The organism is Phyllobacterium sp. P5_D12 (assembly GCF_054049495.1).
In genome coordinates, this window is the sequence record NZ_JBFUMG010000918.1 from 1 (window position 1) to 1,183 (window position 1,183).

The window sequence follows — 1,183 nt, forward strand, 5'->3', positions numbered from 1 at the left end:
TCGCTGTTCGGCGGCGGCGGCTTCTTCGGCATCACGCTGGACCCGCACGGCATTCAGATACTCGAAGCATCGTTCGAATTTGGTGCAAGCATCTCGATCGATCTTGGTGTCGCCTCAGGCGGGGTGCACGTAATGGCGGGCATTTATTTCCGCATGGAAAACGATGCTTGTTCGCTCACCGGCTATTTCCGGCTCGGCGGATATGTCAGCGTGCTCGGACTCATATCGGCGTCACTCGAGCTTTATCTGGAACTTCGCTACGAGTTTGAGAGCGGCAAGTGCGTTGGCAAGGCCCAGCTCACGATTGAAGTCGAAGTCTTCATGTTCTCTACAAGTGTAACCGTGAGCTGCGAACGCAAGTTTGCCGGAGCAAATGGCGATCCGACATTCCGCGATCTGATGGGTATCGATGCGGCATTGCCCATCGAGGACGAACTCGCTCTTATCGCCGTCGATACTGATTATGCGTGGCGCGAATATGTCGAAGCGTTTGCGTGAGGGGACCCATGACACAACAAACCATTCTCTGGACCGTAGTGCCTCACGGACGTGTTGAAGAAGGCCAGTTTGAGGGTCACCTGCGTGTGTCGATTATTGCGTCCCCGCGGCTAACGCCTCAGGCGGCTGACGAGCAGGTACTGAAAGCGTTTCCGGAATGGGTGAATTGGCCGAACACGCTCACGAAGGTCAAGTTCATTCTGCGTATCGGGCAGGAGGCTGTCGAACTTCGGCCTGTCAGCGAGAGCGACCCTGACCTTTGGGCAAAGCTCTTCTCCAAAAAGACACCGGTCAGCGGCTATGTCTTCAAGGATATGAGCAAGGTTAACCTACGGTCATTTTCGATACGGAATGTTCTCGGCACCGTGCGCAAACACTATAAGGCGCTCGCTATTCAATCGACGGGGACGCCTCCCACTCTTTTGCCATGGGCAGATGCGCATCCGGACCTCAAGGGAATGTTGGGGGATCTTGGCACGCGAACCGAGAAGATCAAATTTGCAGATCGGGCGATCGAAGTGTTGCTCCCCGGGTTCAACCGGTTCTTCGACGACGATAATCGCCGGGGCGTTGAGCATAGTTTGCGCGAAAGCGTTTTTGGCAGCAAGAGCACCTACCGTGCCGAGGCTGTCGCGACGGATGTCGATGAGCAGGGCAACCCCATGCACGGCGCGCAGTTTCCGGT

2 protein-coding genes are annotated in these 1,183 nt (G+C 56.0%); both read left to right on the forward strand.

All coding sequences use genetic code 11. The features are described 5' to 3' along the window. Positions 1-498: hypothetical protein (locus ACXJ5O_RS27620; RefSeq protein ID WP_457302697.1), on the forward strand; the 498-nt coding region annotated here is incomplete at its 5' end. A gap of 8 nt (positions 499-506) precedes the next feature. Continuing rightward, on the forward strand, positions 507-1,183 hold a 677-nt coding region (locus tag ACXJ5O_RS27625), incomplete at its 3' end, for a hypothetical protein (protein ID WP_457302698.1).